This window comes from Nisaea sediminum (assembly GCF_014904705.1).
GTDB lineage: Bacteria > Pseudomonadota > Alphaproteobacteria > Thalassobaculales > Thalassobaculaceae > Nisaea > Nisaea sediminum.
In genome coordinates this window covers 105,498-129,028 of sequence record NZ_JACZCQ010000013.1, presented here as the reverse complement: position 1 = coordinate 129,028, position 23,531 = coordinate 105,498, and the positions used below count along the sequence as shown (strand labels likewise).

The 23,531-nt window shown below is 63.9% G+C and carries 21 protein-coding genes; 13 read left to right on the top strand and 8 right to left on the bottom strand.

Annotated features, from left to right (window positions below; genetic code table 11):
- The 4 genes from IG122_RS21665 (at position 1) to IG122_RS21650 (ending at position 3,617) form a co-directional block, all read left to right on the top strand.
- Entirely contained in the window at positions 1-960 is a 960-nt protein-coding gene (locus IG122_RS21665; RefSeq protein ID WP_193188568.1) for a homoserine kinase, read from the top strand.
- Positions 960-1,391 (top strand): ribonuclease HI, encoded by a 432-nt coding sequence (gene rnhA / locus IG122_RS21660; protein ID WP_193188566.1) that lies wholly within the window; start codon positions 960-962, stop codon positions 1,389-1,391. The genes IG122_RS21665 and rnhA overlap by 1 nt, the downstream gene beginning before the upstream one ends.
- Positions 1,388-2,590 carry an MFS transporter gene (locus IG122_RS21655; RefSeq protein WP_193188564.1) on the top strand — a complete coding sequence of 401 codons (1,203 nt, stop codon included), beginning with the start codon at positions 1,388-1,390 and terminating at the stop codon, positions 2,588-2,590. The genes rnhA and IG122_RS21655 overlap by 4 nt, the downstream gene beginning before the upstream one ends.
- 88 nt (positions 2,591-2,678) lie before the next feature.
- Positions 2,679-3,617 (top strand): DMT family transporter, encoded by a 939-nt coding sequence (locus IG122_RS21650; RefSeq protein WP_193188562.1) that lies wholly within the window; start codon positions 2,679-2,681, stop codon positions 3,615-3,617.
- Here IG122_RS21650 and IG122_RS21645 read toward each other — a convergent pair.
- The gene (locus IG122_RS21645; RefSeq protein ID WP_193188560.1) at positions 3,569-3,985 is read right to left on the bottom strand and encodes an SRPBCC family protein; all 417 of its coding nucleotides are present in this window, start codon (positions 3,983-3,985) and stop codon (positions 3,569-3,571) included. The genes IG122_RS21650 and IG122_RS21645 overlap by 49 nt on opposite strands.
- 228 nt (positions 3,986-4,213) lie before the next feature.
- On the opposite strand from IG122_RS21645, the gene IG122_RS21640 reads away from it, so the two are divergent.
- Both IG122_RS21640 and IG122_RS21635 read left to right on the top strand, forming a co-directional pair.
- Positions 4,214-4,615: a hypothetical protein gene (locus IG122_RS21640; RefSeq protein WP_193188558.1), complete on the top strand. Its 402-nt coding sequence runs from the start codon at positions 4,214-4,216 to the stop codon at positions 4,613-4,615.
- Between the two features lie 198 nt (positions 4,616-4,813).
- Complete coding sequence (locus IG122_RS21635) at positions 4,814-7,231, top strand: GcvT family protein (protein ID WP_193188556.1); 2,418 nt, start codon at positions 4,814-4,816, stop codon at positions 7,229-7,231.
- Positions 7,232-7,278: 47 nt separating this feature from the next.
- On the opposite strand, the gene IG122_RS24350 is transcribed toward IG122_RS21635, so the two are convergent.
- Both IG122_RS24350 and IG122_RS21625 read right to left on the bottom strand, forming a co-directional pair.
- Positions 7,279-9,864 carry a DUF4347 domain-containing protein gene (locus tag IG122_RS24350; protein WP_193188554.1) on the bottom strand — a complete coding sequence of 862 codons (2,586 nt, stop codon included), beginning with the start codon at positions 9,862-9,864 and terminating at the stop codon, positions 7,279-7,281.
- Positions 9,865-10,023: 159 nt separating this feature from the next.
- Positions 10,024-12,606: a hypothetical protein gene (locus tag IG122_RS21625; protein WP_193188552.1), complete on the bottom strand. Its 2,583-nt coding sequence runs from the start codon at positions 12,604-12,606 to the stop codon at positions 10,024-10,026.
- A gap of 314 nt (positions 12,607-12,920) precedes the next feature.
- Between IG122_RS21625 and IG122_RS21620 the strand changes: the two genes are divergently transcribed.
- From IG122_RS21620 to IG122_RS21600, 5 genes are all read left to right on the top strand, one after another.
- A complete protein-coding gene (locus tag IG122_RS21620) occupies positions 12,921-13,217 on the top strand; it encodes a UxaA family hydrolase (protein ID WP_193188550.1) in 297 nt (98 codons plus the stop codon).
- Positions 13,214-14,416, top strand: coding sequence for a UxaA family hydrolase (locus tag IG122_RS21615; protein WP_193188548.1), 1,203 nt, complete (start codon positions 13,214-13,216; stop codon positions 14,414-14,416). The genes IG122_RS21620 and IG122_RS21615 overlap by 4 nt, the downstream gene beginning before the upstream one ends.
- A gap of 26 nt (positions 14,417-14,442) precedes the next feature.
- Positions 14,443-15,087, top strand: coding sequence for an RraA family protein (locus IG122_RS21610; protein WP_193188546.1), 645 nt, complete (start codon positions 14,443-14,445; stop codon positions 15,085-15,087).
- 73 nt (positions 15,088-15,160) lie between these two features.
- On the top strand, positions 15,161-16,204 hold the full coding sequence (locus IG122_RS21605) for a type III polyketide synthase (protein WP_193188544.1): 1,044 nt from the start codon (positions 15,161-15,163) through the stop codon (positions 16,202-16,204).
- Between the two features lie 2 nt (positions 16,205-16,206).
- The gene (locus tag IG122_RS21600) at positions 16,207-16,707 is read left to right on the top strand and encodes an isoprenylcysteine carboxyl methyltransferase family protein (protein WP_193188542.1); all 501 of its coding nucleotides are present in this window, start codon (positions 16,207-16,209) and stop codon (positions 16,705-16,707) included.
- 276 nt (positions 16,708-16,983) lie between these two features.
- On the opposite strand, the gene IG122_RS21595 is transcribed toward IG122_RS21600, so the two are convergent.
- From IG122_RS21595 to IG122_RS21580, 4 genes are all read right to left on the bottom strand, one after another.
- On the bottom strand, positions 16,984-17,196 hold the full coding sequence (locus tag IG122_RS21595; RefSeq protein ID WP_193188540.1) for a hypothetical protein: 213 nt from the start codon (positions 17,194-17,196) through the stop codon (positions 16,984-16,986).
- A gap of 189 nt (positions 17,197-17,385) precedes the next feature.
- Positions 17,386-17,997 carry a PAS domain-containing protein gene (locus IG122_RS21590; RefSeq protein WP_193188538.1) on the bottom strand — a complete coding sequence of 204 codons (612 nt, stop codon included), beginning with the start codon at positions 17,995-17,997 and terminating at the stop codon, positions 17,386-17,388.
- Positions 17,997-18,530, bottom strand: coding sequence for a hypothetical protein (locus IG122_RS21585; RefSeq protein WP_193188536.1), 534 nt, complete (start codon positions 18,528-18,530; stop codon positions 17,997-17,999). Before IG122_RS21585 ends, IG122_RS21590 begins: the two co-directional genes overlap by 1 nt.
- An 80-nt stretch (positions 18,531-18,610) precedes the next feature.
- Entirely contained in the window at positions 18,611-19,426 is an 816-nt protein-coding gene (locus tag IG122_RS21580) for a hypothetical protein (protein ID WP_193188534.1), read from the bottom strand.
- Between the two features lie 390 nt (positions 19,427-19,816).
- On the opposite strand from IG122_RS21580, the gene IG122_RS21575 reads away from it, so the two are divergent.
- Both IG122_RS21575 and IG122_RS21570 read left to right on the top strand, forming a co-directional pair.
- On the top strand, positions 19,817-21,412 hold the full coding sequence (locus tag IG122_RS21575) for a trimethylamine methyltransferase family protein (RefSeq protein WP_193188533.1): 1,596 nt from the start codon (positions 19,817-19,819) through the stop codon (positions 21,410-21,412).
- A gap of 519 nt (positions 21,413-21,931) precedes the next feature.
- Positions 21,932-22,294, top strand: a complete 363-nt coding sequence (locus IG122_RS21570; protein WP_193188531.1) for a hypothetical protein — start codon at positions 21,932-21,934, stop codon at positions 22,292-22,294.
- A gap of 29 nt (positions 22,295-22,323) precedes the next feature.
- Here IG122_RS21570 and IG122_RS21565 read toward each other — a convergent pair whose 3' ends face one another.
- A complete protein-coding gene (locus IG122_RS21565; RefSeq protein WP_193188529.1) occupies positions 22,324-23,451 on the bottom strand; it encodes an alanine racemase in 1,128 nt (375 codons plus the stop codon).
- Positions 23,452-23,531 lie beyond the last annotated feature (80 nt).

Below are 23,531 nucleotides of genomic sequence, written 5' to 3'. Positions count from 1 at the left end.
GTGGCCGTCTATACCTCCGTTTCCGACGAGGATCTCGCATCCTTCCTGAAGACCTACGATATCGGCGAGCCGATCTCCTTCGCAGGCATCGCCGAGGGGGTCGAGAACTCGAATTTCATGGTCCGGACGACCGTAGGCACCTACATCCTCACGCTCTACGAGAAGCGGGTTAACCCCGACGATCTGCCCTTCTTCCTCAACCTGATGGATCATCTCTCGGCCAAGGGGCTGTCCTGCCCGCAGCCGGTGCGCGCCCGCTCCGGCACGGTGCTCGGTACGCTGAACGGCCGGCCGGCGGCGGTGGTGACTTTTCTCGACGGTGTCTGGCACCGGAAAGTCACGCCCGCGCACTGCCACGCGCTCGGCGGCGAGCTTGCCCGGATGCACGCGCTCGGCGCCGATTTCTCGATGGTGCGGGAAAACAATCTCTCCGTCGCCTCCTGGCGTCCGCTGCTCCGATCCTGCGGTCCGCAGTCGGACGAGGTGAAGGCCGGGCTCTATGCCTTTCTCGAGGCCGAGATCGATTTCCTGGAGAGGAACTGGCCGAAGGACCTGCCGCGCGGCGTGGTCCATGCCGATCTCTTCCCGGACAATGTTTTCTTCCTCGGCGACAGGCTGTCGGGCTTCATCGATTTCTATTTCGCCTGCACCGACATGCTGGTCTACGACCTTGCGATCTGCCTCAACGCCTGGTGCTTCGAGACCGACGGCAGCTTCAATGTGACCAAGGCGCGGCAGATGATCTCGTCCTACGACGCCGTCCGCAAGCTCTCGAAAGAGGAGCTGGACGCGCTTCCGGTGCTCGCCCGCGGCTCCGCCACGCGCTTCCTGCTGACCCGCCTCTATGACTGGATCAATCACCCGGAAGGCGCTTTCGTGAAGCCGAAGGACCCGATGGAATATCACCGCAAGCTGAGCTTCCATCAGACCGTCTCCTCGAGCGCGGGCTACGGCATCTGATGGTCTCGAAGAGGGTCGAGATCTTCACGGACGGCGCCTGCAGCGGCAATCCGGGTCCGGGCGGCTGGGGCGCGATCCTGCGCTATGGCGAGGCCGAGAAGGAACTCTCCGGAGGCGAGAAGGAAACCACCAACAACCGCATGGAGCTGATGGCGGCGATCACCGCGCTGGAGACGCTGACCCGGCCGATGCATGTCGATCTCTATACCGACAGCACCTATGTCCGCGACGGCATCACCAAGTGGATCCACGGCTGGAAGAAGCGCGACTGGCGCACCGCCGACAAGAAGCCGGTGAAGAACGTCGAGCTTTGGCAGCGGCTCGAGGCGGCCTGCGGACGGCACGAGATCGACTGGCACTGGGTCAAGGGCCATGCCGGCCACCCGGAGAACGAGCGCGCGGACGAGCTGGCCCGCCTGGCCATACCGTGAGCGCCAGGGCGGAGGGGAAGACCCGCTGGGACATCGTGACCCTCGCGGTCCTGGCAGGTGTCGTCTCCGCGCTGCAGGTAGGCAAGGTGCCGCCGGCACTGCCGGAGCTGCGTGCCGATCTCGGTCTCTCGCTGGTCGGCGGCGGCTGGCTCGCCTCTCTTCTGCATGTCTTCGCCGCGATCCTCGCCATCGGCATGAGCATGGCGACCGACCGGCTCGGGCCGGCGCGGCTTCTGGTCTGGGCGATGCTGATCATGGCGGCGGGCTCTGCCCTCGGCGTGGTGTCCGGTTCGGCTTCCCTGCTGTTCGCCGGCCGCGCGCTTGAAAGTCTGGGATTCCTTGCGACCTCGATTGCCGCGCCGACGCTGATCGTTGCCGCCGCCCGCCCACGCGACCGCTCCCTCGCGCTCGGCTGCTGGTCAGCCTATTTCCCGGTCGGTGCCGCCATCGCCATGGTCGCGGCTCCGGCCTTTCTCGGCGCCTGGGGCTGGCGTGGGCTCTGGTTCGCGGACACGGTCATCTGCATCGCCATGGCCCTCTTTCTCTGGATCATGGTCCGGCCCGGCCGCTGGTCCGGGGTGCCGCAGCCGCACCGTGGCCGCGGCCTTCGCGATGTGCTCCAGACGCTGCGCCTGCCCGCCCCCTATCTCTTCGCGCTCGCCTTCTTTTTCTATGCCTGCGCGGTCTTCGCCCTGATGACCTGGATGCCGACCTTCCTGATCGAGCGCCTGGGCTATTCGCTTGAGCGCGCGGCGCTCCTCGGTGCGCTCGTCGTGCTGGTAAATGTGGTCGGAAATCTCGGGGCGGCCTGGCTGATGCACCGTGGCCTGCCGCGCTGGGTCATCATCGCGATCAGTTTTCTCGGCGCGATCGCGACGGCCTGGTTCGTCTTCGCCGGAAGCGCACCGGACATTCTCCGTGTGCCGGCCGCGGTGGCGATGTCCTGCATCTGCGGCGTGCTCCCGGCGGCCTGCCTCGCCGGCGCGCCGGCACATGCCCGAAACGCGACCGAGGTCGCGACCTGCAGCGGCGTCGTGGTGCACGGCTCCAATCTCGGCAACCTGCTGGCGGCACCGATCTTCGCCACCGTCGTGACTTATTTCGGCGGCTGGTCGAACGGCCATCTGCCGATGATCGGCGTCGGTCTCCTCGGCCTGCTGGTGGCTGCCGCCGTCCGTTCAGTCGATCGGGTTCGCTGAAAATCTTCCATAGTTCGATGTTCGGCGAAGCATATTTGTGGAGTCCGCTTCTATCATCGCGTCTTTCCTTCTCCCGGAGAGCGCGACGATGGACGACAAACCTTTCCTTCCCCTCGAACTCGGCCTGCTGGGGGCGCTCGCGCTGCTCTGGGGGTCCTCCTATATCCTGACAAAAGTGGCGCTGGCGGAGATTCCGCCGCTTACCCTGATCGCCGCGCGCGTCACCATCGCCGCACTCTTTCTGCTGTGCCTCTGTTCGTTCCGGAAGCTGCGCCTGCCCTCCGATGCCGGTACTTGGGGGCGCCTTCTGGTGCAGGCATTTTTCAACAGCATCGGCGCCTGGACCCTGCTGGCCTGGGGGCAGCAGTTCATCGCCAGCGGCCTCGCCAGCGTTCTGAACTCGACGGCGCCGATCTTCATCTTCTTCATCACCCTGCTCTTCACCCGTCACGAGCGGACCGGCCTCGCGCGGCTCGGGGGGGCGCTGCTCGGCCTGATCGGTGTCGTGCTGATCGTCGGCCTCGATGCGCTCGATGGCCTCGGACAGGGTGTCCTGGGGCAGCTCGCCGCCATCGGAGGCGCGCTGCTCTACGCGGGCGCCGCCATTTACGGGCGGCGTTTCTCCGGCATGCCGGCGCCCGTCACCGCTGCCGGCACGATGCTCTGGGCGATGGCGGTGCTCGTGCCGCTCGCCTGCCTCGTCGACCGGCCCTGGGAGCTGCAGCCGTCCGCCGAGGCGCTCGGCGCGGCGCTTGCGCTCGGTCTCTTCTGTACCGGGACGGCGCTGATCCTCTATTTCCGCCTGGTGCGCACCCTCGGCTCCATGGGCGTGGCGAGCCAGGCCTATCTGCGGGCCGGGGTCGGCGTCTGTCTCGGCATGGCGATCCTCGGCGAGGAACTGACGCTCTCCACCGGTCTCGGCATTCTCGCCGCGATGATTGGGGTCGCGCTGATCAATCTGCCGGCGCGGCCTGCGGTTCAGCCGGCGCCGAACCTCTCCACAAGCGCGTCGAAGCCGCTCTTGTAGATGAACTTCACGATGCCGGCCGCCTTCTCCTCGCGTCCCTCGTCCGGGGCGAAGGCGGAGTGCCAGCGAACGACCGAGCCGCCGCCCGCATCCTCGACGCTCATCCAGGCGGAATAATTCTCCAGCGGAAAGGGTTTGCCGAGGATGGCGTAGCGCATGCGGCGGCCTTCCTCGTCGCGTTCTAGCTGGACCTCGTCGAAGACCGGCCCGCCATTGGCGCTATGGACCCGCCGGATCCCGCCGGCGCCCATCGCCTCGATCCGGTCGACCGCCGGATGCCACTCATGGATATTGAGGAAATCCCCGACCACGGCCCAGACATCGGCCGCCGGTGCCGCCAGTTTCACACTCATATCGACTGTCGCCATCGAAACCTCCTTCGGTGTCGTTGCGGGAGAGCCTAAGGTGAATGGGGAAATTGGCAAATGATTCGCGTGATCTCGTCAAACATATCTTGTCTTCGTGCGACGAAAGTTTTGTGGCCTTCGCTTTCCGGCCAGTGCGCCAATGATGAGTGTCACAAGTTGATACACAATCAGAATTGACGCGTATGAGTTGAAGGTCCTCTATTCGGTTGTTCAATAGAGGAGGGCGCCGTGAAGGCAGCATTTAGTTTTTTGGTCTTGTGTATGGTCTTGGGTTTTGCCGGAAGCGCATCCGCGACTAATGTCTGGGAATTGCAGGCGCCGTTCAAGCTGACAGTGAAGCATCAGGACCCTGGCGTGATCGAGTACTGTCAGGCGACCGCAAAAGGCCAGGACAGTGATGGTGTTTGGTTGGTCGACGGTGTCTCAAACAGCGCTGGCGACGAGGAAGACTGCACGATCCTGATGCAGGACGGCGACAATTCATGTGAAATACGGGTCGCCGATCCCCCATATACGTTCATGCACAGTCAGATCACAACTCTCAGTGACTATTGCAATCAATACCGGGTGGAGCATTCCTCGAACTGGAAGGCGCAGGTCTACGTCTTCAAGGTCGTGAAGAATAACTGATCCATGCTAAAATTTTTAATCCGCTATCCGGGAAGGCTTCGCCCAAGGACCAAACTCGGGCGGGGCTTTCTTGCGTTGCGGCCAATGCTCCAATTGCGACGTGGCGCACCGGGCCGGTGTCGCCGTGCGGCTCGCCTCTTCGGTGCGGACCTGTTGGACTAACCCCTGCACAATGATGTCGGGCAGGGGAGAGGCTTCATGAAATCGCACACGCAGGTCGTGGTCATCGGCGGGGGCGTCGTCGGCTGTTCGGTGCTCTATCACCTGACCAAGCTCGGCTGGAAGGACGTGGTCCTGGTGGAGCGCAGCGAGCTGACCTCCGGTTCGACCTGGCACGCCGCGGGCGGCATGCACACGCTGAACAGCGACCCGAACGTCACCAAGCTGCAGAAATACACCATCGACCTCTACAAGGAGATCGAGGAGATCTCCGGGCAGGCGACCGGCGTACATCTCTCCGGCGGCATCATGGCGGCGGGCACGCAATCCCGTGTCGACTACCTGAAGACCATGGTCGCGAAGTCGAAATATATGGGCCTCGACATCGACTTCATCTCGCTCGACGAGGTGCAGCGCCTGCATCCGCTCTGCGATGCGAAGCATTTCGTCGGCGCGGTCTACGATCCGAACGAGGGCCATGTCGATCCCTCCGGGGTGACCAACGCCTATGCCATCTCGGCGCGCAAGGGCGGGGCGGAGATCTACCGCCACACCAAGGTCGAGGAGCTGGTCGCGGAAAAGGACGGCACCTGGTCCGTCGTCACCGACAAGGGCACGATCCGCTGCGAGAAGGTGGTGAATGCGGGCGGTCTCTGGGCCCGCGAGGTCGGCCGCATGGTCGGGCTCGAACTGCCGGTGCTGGCGATGGAGCATCACTACCTGATCACCGAGCCGCTGGACGAGATCAAGGCGCTGGAAAACGAGTTGCCGCATCTGATCGATTTCGAGGCGGAGATCTATACCCGCCAGGAGGGCGTCGGCTTCCTGCTCGGGACCTACGAGAAGGCCTGCGTGCCCTGGTCGCCGCACGAGACGCCGTGGGATTTCGGCCACGAGCTGCTGCAGCCGGACCTCGACCGCATCGCGCCCTCGCTCGACGTCGCCTACCAGCACTTCCCCTTCCTGGCGCAGGCGGGGGTGAAGTCGATGATCAACGGGCCCTTCACCTTCGCGCCCGACGGCAACCCGCTGGTCGGGCCGGTGCCGGGGCTGAAGAACATGTATCTCGCCTGCGGCGTGATGGCCGGCTTCAGCCAGGGCGGCGGTGTCGGTCTCGCGCTCGCCCAGTGGATGATCGAGGGCGAACCGGACATGGACGTCTTTGCCATGGATTGCGCCCGCTTCGGCAACTATGCGACCAAGGGCTATGCCTACGAGAAGGTGAAGGAGAATTATTCCCGCCGCTTCTCCATCACTTTCCCGAACGAGGAACTGAAGGCGGCGCGGCCGCATCGCATGACGGCGATCTATGACCGGCTGAAGGCGAAGAACGCGGTCTTCGGCGCCTCCTACGGGCTGGAGCACGCGCTCTGGTTCGCGCCGGAAGGCATGGAGCCGGTGGAGAACGTGACGTTCGGCCGCTCCAACGCCTTCGGCCCGGTGGGCGAGGAGTGCCGGGCGGTGCGATCGGGTGTCGGCCTGCTGGAGATCTCAAACTTCGCCAAGTATGAGGTGACGGGCGAGGGGGCGGAAGCCTGGCTCTCCGAACTGATGGCCAACAGGATGCCGCGCACCGGACGCATCGTTTTGACGCCGATGCTGAACCGGCAGGGCAAGATCATCGGCGACTTCACCATCGCCAAGCTGGCCGAGAACCACTTCATGATCTTCGGCTCCGGCGTCGCCGAGATGTTCCATCTCCGCTGGTTCTGGGACCATCTGCCGGAGAGCGGGGTCGAGATCCGCAGCCGCTGCCAGGATCTCGTCGGTCTTTCCATCGCCGGGCCGAAGGCGGCGGACCTGCTGGCCAAGGTCACGCACGAGGATGTCTCCACTGCGGCGATGCCCTTCATGTCCTTCCGCGAGACGAATATCGGCCTGTTGCATGCCATGGTCGGCCGGCTCTCCTTCACCGGCGAGCGGGGGTACGAGATCTGGGTGCGGCCGGACTATCTGATCGCGCTCTACGACCTGCTGGTCGAGGCCGGCGCCGAATTCGGGCTCAGGCATTTCGGCGGACGGGCGCTGAATTCCCTTCGCCTGGAGAAAAGTTTCGGCGGCTTCCTCCGCGAATTCACGCCCGACTATTCGCCTTTCGAGGCGGGGCTCGAGCGCTTCGTCGACATGTCGAAGAACAGCTTCATTGGCCGCGAGGCGCTGGCCGCCGAGCAGGCGGCGGGCGGCGGCAAATACCGGCTGATCGCGCTGACCATAGACGTGGAGGAGATCGATCCTATCGCCGACGAGCCGATCTTCCACGGCGGCAAGGCGGTGGGCTGGATCACGTCCGGCGGCTACGGCCACACGGTGGGCAAGAGCATCGCGCTCGGCTACGTGCCACGGGAATATACGGAGAAGACAGATGGCTTCGAGGTCGAGATTCTCGGCAAGATCCTGAAGGCGCATCGGGTCGATACACCGTTGCACGACCCGAAAGGCAGCTTGATGCGGGGATAACTTGTTCCGACCGTCAACCCCGGCGGAGGCCGGGGGCCAGGGGATCGTTACCCGAGATCCCAGCCTGTCGCGGCTGCGAGGTCGGTCTTGCTGACGCCGATGACGGTCACCGTGCCGCCATCGGAGAAGGTGACAAGGGTGTTGCCTCCGCTCTCCGCTCCGCCACTGACGCCGAGACCGTTCTGCAGCGCGAGCGTGTCGGTGCCGGCCGCGAAATCCGTGACCGTCTCGTTCCCGTCGCCGAAGCTGAAAACGAAGGTGTCCGCACCCGCGCCGCCGCTCAGCACGTCGTCGCCCCGGTTACCTTCAATCCGGTCGGCGCCGTCTCCTCCGGCAAGCGTATCATTGCCCTGACCGCCGCAGAGCGTATCGGCCCCCAGATTGCCGAAGAGGCTGTCGTTGCCGGCATTTCCGTAGAGGATGTCGTTGTCCTGCCCGCCAAAGAGCACGTCGTCGTTTCCACCGCCGGAAATCGTGTCCGCGCCCTTGTTGCCGTAGAGCAGGTCGTTGTCGTTTCCGCCGAGCAGGACATCGCCGTCCTGTCCGCCAAAGAGCGTGTCCCTGCCGCCGCCGCCTAGCATCGAGTCCGCGCCCTGGTTGCCGTAGATCAGGTCCTCGCCGTAGCCGGAGTTGAGCGTGTCGCTGCCTCCGCCGCCGGCGATTGTGTCGTTCCCGGTGCCGAGCGAGACGAACTGGGCGGCGTCGTCGCCGACGACATAGTTCGTGCCCGCGCCGCCGATCACGGTGGCGTTGCCGAGCACGGCGGCGAAATCGATATGGTCGAGCTGCAGCGTGGAGCCCGGCATCAGTCCCGAGCTGTCGATGATCAAGGCCTCTCCGCCGCCGTTGGCGGTGCCGGTGACCTGGACCGTCTGTTGCGTGCCGTCGGATCCGGAAAAGGTGAGGGTCCGGATGTCGAGCGGAGTTCCGCCGAGGCCGTTGACATAGCCCTGGCCGTGGGTGTCGAGAAAGGTCTGGTTTGCGGTCGAAGCGCCGCTTCCCCGGAGCTGGCTCGTCAGGGTCGTCCCGGCCGTGCTGCCGCTGACGGCGGTCGCGGTGCCTGCGTTCGTCACGGAGAGCCCGGCCGGCAGGGTGACGGTGATCGTGTTGCCGCTGCCGGTGCCGCCGATCAGCAGGCCGCTCGCCGTGGCGCCGGTATTGTTGGTCAGGGTCTGGTTCGTCACCGTGCCGTCCCCGGCACTCTGGTCGCGCACGCTAAGGCTGGTGGCGGAAGACGGGGGCGCCAGCGAGAATGTCAGGGTGGAATGCGTGCCGTCGAACGAGACGGAGATCTGCAGGCTGCCGGACGCGTTCGCGATGTTCACCGCGTTCGAGCCGCCGAGACTGATCGTGCTGCCGACGATCGATCCGTTGAGGGAGCTGAGGTCGGTGCTCTTGGCAAAGATCGCGTCGCCGACCTCGAGGCCGTAGATCGTATCACCGTTCAAATTCGTGACGTTGAACTGGCCGGCGAAGACATCGGCGCCCGATCCGCCGACAAGGATGTCCCTGTCCGAACAGGCATAGAAGGTGTCGTCGCCGGAGCCGCCATAAACCGTGCTTCCGGTTCCTCCGTCACCGTCTACGGGGAAAGCACCAGAATAGAGTACGTCGTTTCCGTCGTCGCCATAGATCAGGTTGAGGGCCTTGCCGCCAGCGTCGTCTCCGTAGATCGTGTCGTTGCCGGTGCCCCCATAAATTGTGTCCGCGCCGTCGTCCGAGGAGATGAAATCGTCGCCGGCATCGCCGTAGATCGTGATCCCGGTGGACGTCCCGGTCCCGGCGCCGCCGAGCGGGTGAAACGTGTCGTTCCCGTCGCCGCCATAGAAGACCGCACCGGCATTCGAGACGAAGCTCTGGGTGAAATCGTCCCCGTCGCCGCCATAGAAAGTGTCGGCACCGCTGTCGAATAACGAGTGGAGCGTATCGTTTCCGTCGCCGCCGAAAAGCACGTCGCTCCCGGTCCCGGCACGGAGGGAATCGTTGCCGGTACCGCCATAGAGCGTGTCGTTGCCGCCATTGCCGGACAGCGTGTCGTTGCCACCGTTGCCGTAGACAATGTCGTTGCCGCCGAGCGCATCGATGTTGTCCGCCGCGCCATCGCTGGTCAGCGTGTCGTTTCCGGTGGAGGGAGTCCCGGTGACGGCGAGGCGCTCCGGGTAGGCGTGCAGCGCTTCGGCAGAGAAGAAGGCTCCCGCAACCGGGAGACCGGACCATCCGGCATCGCCGCCGAGCGGGAGGCTGGAGGCCCATACGGTCGCGCCAAGCGCTGCTTCAAGAGCATCGACCAGTTCACCCCCGGCGCGTCCGGCGCCGGCCTCACAGGAGATCAGCGCCAGTTCGGCGCCTGGTGCCAGAGTGGATCTTATGCGGCTGAGACTGTTCGGGGCGGCCCTCAGGGCGGCGGCGTCGATCCGTCGTCCCGAGAGTTCGACCGTGCCGGGAGCGCCGTGTGCGAGGATCGAGATTCGCCGGACGCCTGCGCGACCGGTGAGCACCGCCGCGATTTCCGACAGCGGGTCTCCCGAGACGGCGAGCCGGTGGACCGTCGTGCCGGCGCGTAGGCCGGCGACCAGGTGATCCGCTTCACGGACCGATAGATCGATGAACAGATAGTCTTTGCCGACAATCATACCGCGCGCGATCCGTGTTTTTTCAGGAAACATCCAGCGCACCAGCATGCGGGCATAAAGACAATTAAGATATTGGAATTATGGGTCTTTTTGTTGGAATAATTGGAAGAATTGGAATTTCCAAAATGGACAAATTCGGAAATTCGCCGGTCGCTTGCGTTACCCGAGTTCCCAGCCTGTTGCCGCGGCGAGATCGGTCTTGCTGACGCCGATCACGGTCACCGTGCCGCCGTCGGAGAAGGTGACGACGGTATTGCCGCCGCTCTCCGTCCCGTCGCTGACCCCGAGCCCGGCCTGTAGAGCCAGCGTGTCGGTGCCCGCCGCGAAGTCGCTCACCGTCTCGTTCCCGCCGTTGAAGCTGAAGACGAAGGTGTCCGCCCCGTCGCCGCCGGAGAGGGTATCGTCGCCCGTGTTGCCCTCCAGCCGGTCGTCGCCGTTGCCGCCCGCGAGGACGTCGTCGCCGCGGCCGCCGCAGAGCGTGTCGGCGCCGGTATTGCCGAACAGGCGGTCGTTGCCGGCATTGCCGTAGACGATGTCGTTGTCCTGACCGCCGTAGAGCAGATCGTCGCCGTTGCCGCCGGAGAGCGTGTCCTCACCCCTGTTGCCGTAGAGCAGGTCATTGTCGTTGTCGCCGCGTACGATGTCGCGGCCCTGTCCGCCATAGAGCGTGTCCTTGCCGCCGCCGCCGAAAACCAGGTCCGCCCCCTGGTTGCCGTAGAGGATATCCTCGCCCCAGCCGGAGCCGACCGTATCGTCACCGCCGCCGCCCGCGATCGTGTCGTTCGCGGCGCCGAGGGAGATCAACTGTACTGCATCGTCGCCGACGGCATAGCCCGGGCCATCGCCACCGCTGACGGTGGCATTGCCGAGCACGGCGGCGAAGTCGATATGATCGAGTTTCACAGTCGAGCCCGGCGCGAGCCCGGAGGTGTCGATGACGAAGGCCTCTCCGCCGCCATTGGTGGTCCCGGTGAACTGGACCGTTTGTTGCGCGCCGCTCGGATCGGAAAAGGTGATGGTCCGGATGTCGAGCGGAGTTCCGCCGAGGCCGTTGATGTAGGCTTGGCCGTGGCCATCGAGGAAACTCTGGTTCGAAGCCGATGCAGCGCTTGCCTGAACCTGCCCGCTGAGAACCGTTCCCGCTGCCGTGCCGCTGACCGCCGAAACCGTGCCGGTCTGCGTCAGGGAGAGTCCGGCCGGCAGGGTGGCGGTGATCGTATTGCCGCTCCCGGTGTCGCTCACCAGCAGGCCGGTCGCGTCGGTACCGGTATTGTTCGTCAGCGTCTGGCTGAGTTCCGACCCGGTGAGCGACTGGCTCGTGACCGTCAGGCCGCTGCCGGAGCTGCTCGAGGATTGCGACGAGACCGAGACGAAATTACCGTCGCTGTCGAGCTTCAGCAGGAATATGTCGGCCCCGCCGGCGCTGGTCAGGGTCTTGGTCCCGCTGCCCGGATCAAAATCCACCGTCCCCTGGAAGTATCCGGTGAGGTAAGTGTTGCCGCTGCTGTCGACCTTGACCGAGTTCGCTAGATCGCTGCCGGTGCCGCCGACGCTTCTTGCCCAGACGAAGTTGCCGCTACCGTCGTATTTGGTGATGAAGATGTCGTCCGAACCAGAGCTGGTCAGGTTGGTGGTGCCGGCGCCGGGATCGAAATCTACCGTTCCCGCGAACTTTCCCGTGGCATAGCTGTTGCCGCTGCCATCAACCGCGATCGATACGCCTTGTTCATCATTCGTACCGCCAGTGCTTCTTGCCCAGACGAAGTTGCCGCTACTGTCATACTTGGCGATGAAGATGTCGGTCAGACCGGAGCTGGTCAGGTTGCTGATGCCGGCGCCGGGATCGAAATCCACAGTGCCGTTGAAAAATCCGGTGACGTAGCTGTTGCCGCTGCTGTCGAGCGCGCTCGCCAAGGCCTTGTCGGATGTGGTCCCGCCGACATTTTTCGCCCAGACCAGGGCGCCGCTGCTGTCGTACTTGGCAATGAATATGTCAGGGTTGCCGCCACCGGCGCTGGTCAGGTTGGTGGTGCCGGCGCCGGGATCGAAATCCACCGTGCCGATGAAGGATCCGGAGACATAGTGATTGCCGGCGTTATCGACGTTGATCGAGCCGATGGTGTCGTGACTTGTTCCGCCGATCCTGTTCGCCCAGGTCAGGGCGCCGCTGCTGTCGTATTTGGCGATGAAGATATCGTCCTGGCCGAGGCTGGTTAGATTCGTGGTGCCGGCGCCGGGATCGAAATCCACCGTGAAGCGAAACGTTCCGGCGGCGTAGCTGTTGCCGCTGCCATCTACCGCAATCGAAACGCCTTCATCGTTACCTCCGGCACCGGCTTTGTTCGCCCAGACGAGGTTTCCGCTGCTGTCGTACTTGGCGACGAAGATGTCGAACCCGGAGCCGGTCAGGTTCGTGGTGCCCGGGCCGGGATCGAAATCCGCCGTTCCCGCGAATTTTCCGGTGAGGTAGCTGTTACCGCTGCTGTCGATTGTGATCGACAGAGCCTGATCAGTACTCGTTCCTCCAACGCTCTTCGCCCAGACGAGCTCGCCACTGCTGCTGTATTTGGCGATGAATATATCGTCCCCGGCAGCGCTGGTCAGGTTGGTGATGCCGGCGCCGGGATCGAAATCCACCGTGCCGTTGAAATACCCGGTGACGTAGCTGTTGCCACTGCTGTCGACCTGGATCGCGTTGCCGAAATCGCTGCCTGTTCCGCCTGTTTCAATCGCAAACTGCATTGCAGAGCCTCACGCCTTTCGGATTGCAGGAGACCGATCCACAGCTCGCGCGGCTCGGAGAAAGCGCTTGCTCGCGGACAGATGTGACGGCCCGCATGCTCCTCGGCCATATCTGTCCGAGGAGCAAGTCTGGTCCGCATATCATGGGATAAGTTTCGGAAAAGATTGGAATTTTGGGAAAATTTGGAATTTCCAAAATTTCCAATTGGAAAAACCCCGGGCGGATCGGGATCGAACGCTGAAATGCCCGTGGCGCAGTAATACAACCGGTTTTTCGTTTGCGGTTCCTTTCGGGAGACGCGCATCCTTGCGCCATGACCGACCCGCGCCTGCTGCTGCTCTCTCCAGAAGACAATGTCCTCGTCCTCCGCCGGGGCATAGAGGCCGGAGAGCGTTTCGATTTCGGGGCGGGGGAAGCGGTTGCCGACCGGAGTCTCAGTCTCGGCCACAAGGTCGCCCGCCGGGACATCGCCGCAGGAGAACCGATCCTGAAATACGGTGCTGTCATCGGCGTGGCGACCGAGCCGATCGCCGCCGGCGGGCATGTCCACGTGCACAATGTCCGGAGCAACTACACACCGACCTACTCGCTGCCGGACGAGGGAACATGAGCGCGTTCGCCGGATATCCTCGCAGCGACGGGCGGAAGGGGATCCGGAACGTCCTCGTCGTCGCCTATCTGGTCGAGTACGCGCACCATGTGGCGCGGGAGATTACACTTCGGTTCCGGGACCGGGACGTGCATCTCATCGGTTTCCCCGGCTGCTATCCCAACGACTATGCCCAGCGCATGATGCGGGCGCTCTGCACCCATCCGAATGTCGGCGGCGCGCTGCTGCTCTCGCTCGGCTGCGAGTCCTTCAACGCCCGGCTTCTGCGCGAGGAGATCGCCGCGACAGGTCGTCCGGTGAAGACAATCACGATCCAGCAGGTCGGCGGCACGCGCGCCGCCATCGACGAGGGCGAGGCCTTTGTTGCGGAGCATCTCCCCGCGCTCGAAGCGGCTGAGCGGTTGCCGATGGAGGCGTCTGAGCTGGTAATCGGCACGATCTGTGGCGGCTCAGACGGCACCTCCGGGATCACCGGAAACCCGGCGGCCGGCCGTGCCTTCGATAAGCTGATCGCGGAAGGCGCGGCCTGCATCTTCGAGGAAACCGGCGAGCTGATCGGCTGCGAGCACATCATGGCGGCCCGCGCCGCGACCCCGGCGCTGGCCGCCGAGCTCGAGGCGAGCGTCGCAAAGGCGGCGCGCTATTACGCGACGCTCGGCTACGGATCCTTCGCGGCAGGCAACGCGACCGGCGGGCTGACCACCATCGAGGAGAAGTCGATGGGCGCCTATGCCAAGTCCGGCGCCTCGCCCATCGTCGGTCTGCTGAAACCCGGCGACCTGCCGCCGACGGGCGGGCTCTACCTGCTCGACGTGGTGCCGGACGGCGAGGTCCGCTTCGGTTTTCCGAACATCAACGACAATGCCGAGATCGCCGAGCTGATGGCCTGCGGCGCGCATATCAATCTCTTCGTCACCGGACGCGGTTCCGTCGTCGGCTCCGCCATCTCGCCGGTGATCAAGATCTGCGCCAATCCGGAGACCTACCGGCGGATGGCGGACGACATGGATGTCGATGCCGGCCGGATCCTCGAAGGACACGCGGAACTGGACGAGGTCGGCGCGGAGATCCGCGATCTCGTTCTCGCGGTCGCGGGCGGTGCCAAGACCCGGTCCGAGGATCTCGGTCACCAGGAATTCATCCTGACCTACAAGTCTTTCGAGCCGATCGGCCCGGCCTGCCTGCCGGCCGCCGAATAAGAGCAAAAAACCAACGGGGAGGAACCATGTCGATCACGGAGCGGCTGGAGAACTGCTACACGGGCGTCGTCCATGACGTGATGCGGGGGATGGGGTTGAAGAACTTCACCCTGCCGCCGGAACTGCGCCCGATCCTGCCGGAGAAACCGATGGCGGGGCCCGCCTTCACCATCCTCGGCAAGGTCGACCCGATGGCCGACGCGCACGAGACCCTGCTCGCCTGGACAGGGTTGCTCTCAAAGGCGCCCGCCGGGTCGGTCTGGGTCTGCCAGCCGAACGACCGGACGGTTGCGCATATGGGCGAGCTTTCGGCCGAGACCCTGAAGAACAAGGGCGTGCGCGGCTGCGTCGCCGACGGTTTCGCGCGCGACGTGAACTTCCTGCTCGATATCGGCTTCCAGACCTGGTGCCGGGGCTTCACCCCGCGCGACATCGTCGGCTGGTGGCTGCCGGCCGCGACCGATGTCGATATCCGTATCGGCGATGTCGTGATCGAGCCGGGCGACTACATGATCGGCGACAGGGACGGTCTTATCCGGGTGCCGAAGGGGATCGTCGAGGAGGTGGTGGAGAAGTCGGAAACTGCGATCGCGACCGAGAACAAGGTCCGCACCGCGATCCTCGGCGGCACCGATCCGCAGGAGGCCTACCTGAAATACGGAAAGTTCTAGTCCGGGGGCGGATAAGCCCGAATTCGCGGGAAATTCATTTGCCGTTCGTGCGAATAGGCGCACATTTCATGGCATGATTACACCGCGTCTCCTGAGTGTCGCCACGGCGGTGCCGGCACATCGGATCGAACAGGGCGAAGTCCTTGCCCATGCCCGGCGCATCTTCGAAGACCGTGTACCGGATTTCGCCCGGCTGGCGCCGGTCTACGGGAATGCCGGCGTGGCGACCCGCTATCTCTCCGTTCCACTCGGCTGGTTCGAGACGCCGCGCAGTTGGAGCGAGACCAGCGCGGTTTATCTTCGCACGGCCGAAGACCTGTTGGTCGAGGCGGCGGAGCGCGCGCTCGATCGGGCGGGGCTTGGTCCCGACAGGGTCGACACGCTCGTGACCGTCTCCAGCACAGGGATTGCGACACCAAGCCTCGATGCGCGGCTGCTGCGCCGGATCGGGTTCCGGGCGGATGTGAAGCGGATGCCGCTATTCGGCCTCGGCTGCGCCGGAGGCGTGCTGGGGCTAGGGCGGGCGGCGCAACTCGCCGCGGCGCGGGAGGGCGAGACCGTATTGCTTCTCGTGGTCGAGCTTTGCAGCCTGACCTTCCGCTGGCGCGATGCCGGAAAGTCCAATCAGGTCGCGACCGCGCTTTTCGGCGATGGCGCGGCGGCAGTTTTGTTGCGTGGCGGCGGAGCGGGAATGTCCGTGGCGGCCTGGGGGGAGCATACATGGCCGGACTCGCTCGACGTGATGGGGTGGTCGGTCGAGGAGGATGGGCTCGGCGTGATTTTCAGCCAGCGCATCCCCGAAATCGTGCGCAGGGGGATGCGCGCGGAGACGGACCGCTTCCTCGCAAGGCACGATCTGACGCTTGCGGATATCGACCTTTTCGCCTGCCATCCGGGCGGCGCGAAGGTGGCCGCGGCGTTGGAAGAGGCCTACGGCCTGCCGGAGGGCGGTTTGCGGACATCGCGCGAGATTCTGAAGAATTACGGCAACATGTCCGCGGCGACGGTTCTGTTCGTTCTTGACCGGATGATCGAGGCAGGGACCTCCGGCCGGCGGATCCTGGTTCAGGCGCTCGGTCCCGGTTTCACAGCCGGCTTCGCCGTGCTGGAGGGCTGAGGATGGATATGGGGTGGGCGCAATGGACCGCGATCGCGGTTGCTCTGCTCCGCATTGCGGAGCTGATCCATGCACGCCGCAACCACGCCCGCCTTCTGGACGCGGGCGGCGAGGAACGGCATCCGGGTCATTACCCTTTCTTCGTTCTGCTCCATAGCGCCTGGATCGCGGCCCTGTTCTTCCTCGTCCGCGAGTCGCGGCTGCCCGATCCGACGCTGCTGGCGATCTTCGGCATGCTGCAATGCGGGCGTCTCTGGATCATCGCATCGCTCGGGCGGTTCTGGACCACACGGATCGTCACTTTGCCGGGCGCCCCGCTGGTCCGCCGCGGTCCTTACCGTTGGATCCGGCATCCGAACTATCTTCTGGTCGCCGTCGAGATTCCGCTTCTGCCGCTCGCCTTCGGCGCCTGGGACCTCGCGCTTCTGTTCGGCTTCGCGAACCTCGTTCTGCTCGCCTATCGCATCCGCGCCGAAGAGGACGTGCTGGCGGAGCGGCGCTGACGATCCAGTTTCCGGAGCCGGCCGAAAAGAGCTCGGGTCAGTCCGTTCCGATGCCCGGAAAATCCCGCAGAACCGCAACGAATGGCCCCGGTGCACATGCTATGGTGCCACCTCCAACAAAGGAGAATCGGCATGCTCACCAAAATTGATACTGCGCGTTCCTACTACCGGGAGACTATGGCTCTCCTGGTCCGCTCCGGCTTTCGCATCTCGATCGAGAACGATATGGGAGAGTGGAAATACATCATGCAGAACGCACCGGCCACGACTGCGGTCTCAACCATGTTCGACCCCGCGATGGCAACTTTTCGGGCGGGAGACGCCTTCTGGCTCCGGGTCTCGAACGAGAATGCGGAAACCGTGGCAATCATCTGTGACCGGTTGATCGAGACGGAGGACTTCGTCAGCTTCGTTGAGGGAACAGGGATAATTGCGAAACCCTATGAGCGGCACGAATTCGGCACCCGGCTCGGGGGCAAAATCGGTCATGCGGGAGGCCTCTGGGTTCATCCCAAAGCCCGCAAGACCGGTCTTTCATGGGTCCTTCCCAGGCTCGTCCGATCCCTTTCCGTGATTCATTGGGGGGTCGACCGGCATTGCGGAATGATCTTGTCGGGGCTTGCGGATGCCGGCTTCGCAAGCCGGATTTATGGCTTTTCCCGTTCCTGGCTGGCGCTCTCAGGGGTTTTCCGACCGACAGGCAAGGAGGACGGGGTGTTCGTCATTGACATTGACGCTGACGAGATCTCCCGGCAGCAGGCCCTCGAGCTCGAAAGTATTGTGGACAATGGCGCACAGAACCTTGTCGATGTCGCGACCATTGGAAGAGAGCGGCATCACCAGCCGGCGGTAGGCGAACCACTCGCCGCGCGCGCTGGCGTGAATTTCGGATAGGGAGATCCGGCCGCGAAAGGCAGCATCCGCATAAAGACCGGCGAGGCTGCTCCACAGCTTGGGGCCGAGGCGTGGAACCAGTTCGCCGAAATACTGCGGATGCCCGCCGCCATGGATGCGCGTGCCGAAACCGAAGCGCTCGTACTCGAAAGTGGCCGGTTCGCCGGAGACTTTCAGAATATGGATGTACGGCAGAACGTCCGGCGCCCGTTCGGATACTTCGTTGAAGGTCACGCCCTCGAGGCTCGGCATCCCCGGTGTTCCGGCGCGCGCGGACATTGTGAAGATCTCGGCGAGCTGGTTGTCCGTGCCGAGACGGAAATCGAGCTGGTCATAGGTAACGATGACGGCGGGGGCGTCCCCGCGGATCACTTCAAGCTGCAGACCGGATGTCATCAGATGACGACCGCCAGACACAATCCGGCATTCTGTAGCAGAGGCAGAACGGTCGCATCCCGGAGGTCGTCAGTTTGGATTTCGTAGCGCCGCGCGCCGTCCTCCGTTCCGAGGATGTCCTGCTCGATGATTCGGGTGAGGGCAGCGGCGGCATCCGAACAGACTTCGGACCCTTGGCGGATCATTTCGATCCCGTTATCGGCAAGCTGAAACAAGGCGCAGTGCGGACCGGAGAGGCCTGGCTCGCTGGCGATCCACTGCTCGACGGCAACGCGATCGGGGCATCGGGCGAGGGGGTAATAGGCGGCAAGGGCGGTCAGAGCGACCGGCGGGATCTCCTCGGCGAAATCCGTTTCTCGCCACCTCACCGGAGGAGATTCATTATCAATGAGCCGCAATTGATGCATTCCCTGGACACCTAACGTATCAGTCATTGGTTGCTGATTTTTGCGTACTTTATGGTGACTGATGAAGTCCTGTCCAGCGTCATCGGACCGTTTCTTGCTGTAATGCAGCAACAGAGCGGGATGCAAGCCGCCGGAGAGGTCCGGCGGCCAACCTGTCCAAACGGGTGAATTGGGCGTAACTATACGATGTTGCGATGGCTCTTTCGTCAGAAGCCGGCATCGCCTTCCCAATATTTGTCGTTCAGAATCTTCATCAGCTTGTCGTGGCTGCTTTCGAGGCACCCGCGCAGCCGCATCCTGTAACCCTGGTCCGCATAGGCCCGGCAGCGGTCATAGGCTTGGCGCGCCTCGCCAAGGCCTTCGGAGGAAAAGGCTTTCAGGCTGGCCGGACTTGCAGCTCTGCCCCAGGTGCCGTCCCGCACCGCTTTGGTTTCGTATCCATCGGCGGGCAGCAGATTGATCATGCGCGAGAGCATGGCGCTCGCATCCGCGCGGGGCGAGCCGTTCTCGAAATATCCCTCGGCAAGAAGGCGCTTGTCGCCGGTGGCGGCATCGAGGTCTTCGGCGCTCGGACGGGCGGCGACGGCCGGCTCGGAGCGCGGCAGCAGGGAGACCCGGCGCGGTACGCTGAGCGACACCGACTTCGCGTCGAGCGAGGCCAGCCGGCGCGCATCCATGGAGATCCGCACCGAGGTATAGGCGCCGGTGCTCTCGAAATGCAGCAGGCCGGCAGCGGAGAATTCGGCGATGCTGCCGTCGTTCTTCTCGACCACCATGGTGATGTCGCCTTCCCCGGCGGCATCGTAGACGTGGCCGACGTTTGGCTTCGGGCGCTGCTCCTGCAGGCAGAAGGCGGAGAAGAACCCGGTGCAGCTGCCATCCGTGCAATCGAGCGGAACGGGCAGCTTTGTGGCGACGAGTCCGAGCACCTGCGGCAGCTCGGCAGATGTCGTCGCGGCGCCCGCGGCGCCGGCGCCGCTCATGGCAAAGAACAGGGTAAGGGTAGCGATTTTCCTCAGCATGGGACGTTCCCTCCGGTTCGAGCCGGTACGTCCGGACTGACAAGGCCCGGAACTCCGGCCTTACGCTTTCAGACAGCGTCTCACTCTTCCGGGGTGGATACAACTTCGTTTGCAGGGTCTCGCGGCAAGGTGATCGCCGAAAAAGATCCGGGCCCGTCGGCCGGAACCGGCGAGCCCGTTAGTGGGCGGGGAGGGGAAAAGCGTCTTGCCGGTTGAACCTTTCGTAAGTGCGAGCCAATGGGCGTTTGTCTCACGACCCGCGTTATTCGGGCGTTAGCCCCTGAGATAACGCGCTGGCCAGAGCGCGACATTTCATGACGCACATTAGAAAATGGCGATGCGGTTTCGTGATCATATCGGCTGAAACAGCTGTCTTTTGGAGGATGCGAGATGGCCGCCGACGCCCGGGATCTCGAAACGACTGAAACAGACGCCGCATCGGCGGAAGGACGCGGACGCCGGAGCCGCGGCGGAGGCGGCGGGCGAGAGGCCCGGCGGGCCCTGCGTGCCAGGCCGAGCCAGCTGCAGGCGCCCTACATCACCCGCAACGTGCCGGTCTACGAGATCCTGAGCGAGGAAGCGCTCGAGATCATCGAGGCCAATGCCGACACCATCATGGAAGAGATCGGCATCGAGTTTCAGGACGACGAGGAGGCGCTCGCGCTCTGGCGCGAGGCCGGCGCGGACGTGCAGGGCACCCGGGTCCACATCCCGCGCGGCCTCGCCCGCAAGCTCATCGCAACCGCGCCCTCGACCTTCACCCAGCATGCCCGTAACCCGGCCCGTTCGGTCGAGGTCGGTGGCAAGAACACGATCTTCGCCCCGGTTTACGGCCCGCCCTTCGTCAGCGACGTCGACGGCGGCCGGCGCTACGCGACGATCGAGGATTTCCGGAACTTCGTGAAGCTGACCTACATGCTGCCGGCGCTGCATCACAGCGGCGGCACGGTCTGCGAGCCGGTCGACCTGCCCGTGAACAAGCGGCATTTCGACATGGTCTATGCGCACATGAAATACAGCGACAAACCGTTCATGGGCTCGGTCACACATCCGGAGCGCGCCCAGGACACGGTCGACATGGCGAAGATCCTGTTCGGCGCCGAGTTCGTCGAGAACAACACGGTCTGCACCAGCCTGATCAACGCCAACTCGCCGATGGTCTGGGACGGCACCATGCTGGGCGCGCTCAAGACCTATGCCCGCAACAACCAGGCCTGCATCACCACGCCGTTCATCCTCGCCGGCGCCATGTCGCCGGTGACGGTCGCGGGCACGCTCGCGCAGACGCTTGCCGAGGCGATGGCGGGCATGGCCTTCACCCAGCTTGTGCGCCCTGGTGCGCCGGTGATCTTCGGCTCCTTCGCGAGCTCGATCTCCATGCAGTCCGGCGCGCCGACCTTCGGCACTCCGGAGCCGGCCATGGTGCTCTATGGCTGCGCCCAGCTCGCCCGCCGCCTCGGCGTGCCGTTCCGGTCGGGCGGTTCGCTCTGCGGCTCCAAGACCCCGGACGCGCAGGCGGCCTACGAGTCGGCGCAGACCCTGAACCCTACGGTGATGGGCGGCGTCAATTTCGTGCTGCATGCGGCCGGCTGGCTCGAGGGCGGCCTCGTCGCCTCCTACGAGAAGCTGCTGATGGATGCCGACCAGCTCGCCATGATGCCGACCCTCTTGGGCGGCGTGGACATGACCGAGAACGGCCAGGCGATGAGCGCGATCCGCGAGGTCGGTCCCGGCAAGCACTTCCTCGGCTGCGCCCATACCCAGGCGAATTTCGAGACCGCCTTCTTCCGCTCCCGCGTCGCCGACAACAACACCTACGAGCAATGGGCCGCCGAGGGCTCCCGCGACGCCTACCAGCGGATGGGCGACCGGGTGAAGACCATGCTGGCGGAATACGAAGCGCCGGAACTCGACCCGGCGGTGGACGAGGCGCTCATCGAGTTCATGGCGAAGCGGAAGGCGAGCTTCCCGGATTCGAACGTGTGATCTGATTGAGGGTGGCGCGGCGGCTTACCAGCCGTTGCGCCGCGATCTCAATCTAAAATCTTGATCATCCGAAGCGTCCTTTTTCGTGTAGGTCGGCCTTCATTCCGCAGTTTCGGTCACACTGCAGCCGGTGATGGCATTGACCGAGTGAACAAATGCAAGAAGTATCTGCTCGTCGCTGAGGCTAGAGAAAATGGGGAAATCTGTGGGGTTTCCCCCGGGGCGTCCCCTTGCTTGGCAGCGTACGACGTTAAGATATCTGCCTAGATGAGAACCTGCCCAATCAGCATCACCGGTTCGGCGCTGTACCCATGCCCGTTTGTAAATTCCCGGCTTTTGAGCCCATTCAATGTACGGACTCCCGTTTCCATCAAATAAGATCTCCATGACTTCCCTTTCTTGCGTTGCGTGAGTAATGAGGTAATTCTACAATTTTTCGCAAGAAGTCGCGCAATTACTGCGTTCTTTTTTAGAACAAATACTTTCTTAACAGCGCCCGCTAGATTCTGGAGATGGATAATGAACAAAAAGGAATCTAATCCCTATAGACAGATTATAATTATGGTTTTGTTTGCGGTTCTAACATTGCTTCCCGCGCGCTCGGCGTTGGCAGGATGTGAGATGGATGTTGCCGACTATGAAGGTTGGTCAATCATCTATGTTGGAATCGTGACTGGGCGGGTGGAAGAAGATGGTAAGAGAGAAGATGATTTTGAGGGGTGTGAGTATGGGAGAAAATTGATTGTCGACGATAAGTACCAAGTAGAATGTTTGGGTTATGCGTATAGTTATGCGTATCGTCCGGATATTGTAATTTTGTCAAATGATTCCCTTGCGGTGGCCTGCATCGATGATGAAGTGTATGACGTTTCGTTGAGATGATTGTGGTTATGGTGCTTTTATTTGAGTGATCACCACCCATTCCGGCGTTCCCAACGCGCGACAATCTTATCCGACCCTTCCTCAAACACTTCGTACCCCTCATAGGCGGCGACCGTCATGCAGACATGGTTCGGCAGGACGCGGAGTTTGGCGCCGATCGGCAGCCTGTCGTAGAGCGCCGGATCTGCGACCGCCACCTCGCCATGCTCCTGATGCGTGCCGCGGATGGTAAGGCCGTCGAGCGGGGCGCCGGTTTCGAGATCCGCCAGCAGGCCGAAACCCATGTCGCCGCTCTCGCCAAGGGCCTGGGTCGAGCGGTCCTTGGAGAGGGCGATGCCGCCCGCATCCAGCATCAGCGTGCCGCGTGCCCGATTGTGCGAGATCACGCTGGCGACGACCGCCGACGCGATATCCTCGATCCCGTGGCTGCCGATCCCGGCCTGAAAAAGATCGCCCAACGTATAGACGCCCGGCCGCATCTCGGTGACGCCCTCCAGATGCTCCGCATAGAGCGCCGTCGGGGTCGAGCCGACGCTGACGATGCCGCATTCGATGCCCTCGGCGCGGATCGCTTCCGCCGCGGCGACCGCCGCGTCCCGTTCCGTGGCCGCGACGGCGCGCATGTCGTCCGGCGTGCGGCCGCGATAGGAATGGCCGGCATGGGTCATGACCCCCGCGAGGGTCGCGCGCTCCGCGTCGGCGAGGATGAGGGCGATTTCAACCAGTCGGGCCTTGTCGTGGTCGATGCCGGTGCGGTGCTCGCCGCAGTCGATCTCGATCATCACCTTGTGGTGCCCCGGATGGGCGGCGATGGCTTCCGCCACTTCCGGGCTGTCGATCAGGATTTTCAGGTCCGCGCCCTTCGCCGTCAGCGCCGCCGCGCGGTCGAGCTTCGAGGGCGGGATGCAGACCGCGTAGAGAATGTCCGGAAAGCCGCGCTCGAAGAGATATTCCGCCTCGGCCAGGGTCGAGACCGTGACGCCGCCGGGCTGGCCCGCCGTCGCCAGCTTCGCGATCTCCGCCGACTTGCCGGTCTTCATGTGCGGGCGGAGCGCGACGCCGAGTTCGCTGGCGCGCGCGGACATGCGGGAACAGTTCCGTGTCAGCCGCGTTCTGTCGAGGATCAGGCAGGGGGTCTGGAGGTCGGAGAGTTTCATGCGCGCGGGCTCTTGGCTGGACTGTCGGAAGGAAGCGCAGCCTAGAGCGGGTCTCTGTCATGGGACAAGTGCCGGTGCTT